This is a genomic window from Streptomyces sp. SPB074, assembly GCF_000154905.1.
Classification (GTDB): domain Bacteria; phylum Actinomycetota; class Actinomycetes; order Streptomycetales; family Streptomycetaceae; genus Streptomyces.
In genome coordinates, this window is record NZ_GG770539.1 from 3,598,053 (window position 1) to 3,599,675 (window position 1,623).

The 1,623-nt window shown below is 76.2% G+C and carries 1 protein-coding gene; it reads right to left on the reverse strand.

Annotation, left to right across the window (positions count from 1 at the left end; translation table 11 throughout):
• On the reverse strand, positions 1-663 hold a 663-nt coding region (locus SSBG_RS14840; protein ID WP_037871478.1), incomplete at its 3' end, for a hypothetical protein.
• Positions 664-1,623 lie beyond the last annotated feature (960 nt).

A 1,623-nucleotide genomic window follows, 5' to 3' on the forward strand; every position in this document is an offset into this window, starting at 1 on the left:
CGAGAGCAGTCGGCTCTGCCGGGAGGAGGGGGCGCCCGGCTCGGGGAAGGACCACAGCGCCGAGGCGAAGATCCGCCCGGCGTCGCGCAGCGGCACGGCGTACGTGGCGGCGCAGCCCATGCTCCGGGCCGCGGCGGCGCAGCGCGGGTCGATGCCCGGCTCGGCGAGGAGGTCCCTGCGGGTCATGGGGGCGCCGGTGTTCGCGGCGAGCAGCGCGCCGTGCGAGGTGCACTCCTCGGGCAGCGCCTCCAGGCGCCCGAGCTCGCCCCGGTCCAGGCCGAAGCCGTGGACGCGGGCGGGGCGGTCGGGGGTGTGCGTGAAGCGGACGAGGCCGCGTTCCGCGCCGAGCAGCGCGGCGCCCGCGCGCAGGAGTTCGCCGAGCGCTTCCTCGGTGGTGCGGGTGCGGTGCAGACGCTCGGTCAGTTCGTGGAGCGTGCTGAGGTCGAGCAGCCAGGAGGCCAGGCGTTCCTGGAGGGCGAGCGGCGCGCGGGCCGCCCGGGCCGCTCCGGCGCCCGGGGCACTCGCGGGGGCGGGGAGCGAGGCGTCGGTGGAGGACGGCGTGCCAGGCTCTGTACCGGTCTCGGCGCAAGCGTCGGCATTGTGGCCGGAAGAGGGATTCGGGGAGTGGGTTCCGGCCACTTTCGGGGCGGGCGGGGTGCTCATGGTGTCCGGCTCTCTGGCCGGTGCCGGTGGCGCGTCAGCATCGCGAACCCCCAAAGTGTGCTGCGGCTGGGCGAGAGGTTCACATCTACACGGGTACGTCACGGCATGTCCAGCATTGTCCAGGGCCGTTTCCCGGTGTCCACGACTCGGTCGGCACGGCGTGCGCGAGGCGGGTGCGGGACGGTGATTCCGTCGTGAGAGGCCAGGTTGGCCGGAAAAGGAGGTGTGGACAGGCGGCTGGGGTCGACTGGGGGAGTTCGCCCCCCGGCGGCGCCGGAATGCGAACGGTCCTCGGGGAGCGTCACCGAAGTCGCTCGGGGTACTTACGTGGTGGGGGCTTCGACCCGGTGGGGGCTGGGGCGGAACCCCGTGACGCGCGGAAAGCGTCCTGAACGACGGCACAACGGGGCGGTACGGCACGGAACCCGGCCTGATACGGCCGGGAGCCTGGCCGACCGGGGCCGGGCCCGCCGGGGCGGGCGGGCCCACCACCGGCTCCCGCACGGCAGGTCCACGACCGGCCCGCGCGATCCGCGCACCGGCGGCGGAACTCCGGCGCGGGGACCACGCCCGCGTCCGCCTCGCGCGACCCGTACGACAGCGGCACCCGTACGACAGAGAGCACGTACAGCGCCTCGGCACCCGTACGACAGCACCACGTACGACAGCACCACGTACGAATCCGCCCGGCACGCACCCGCGAACCGCGCGGTGCCGCTCGCGCCGGGCCGCGCCAGGCGTGCGCGCGCACCAGGCGCACGGACGACCGCGGCGCAGGCGCGCCCCGCACCCGGGCGCCGTCCCCACCCGGGCCGCGGCCCCTGCCCGGGCGCCGCACCGGCACCGCACGCACGATCGGCACGGCAGGTACCACCGGCACCGCAGGCACCACCGGCACGGCAGGCACCACCGGCACCGCACGCAACACCGCGCCGCGGGCAAGGCCCCGGCCCGGGCACG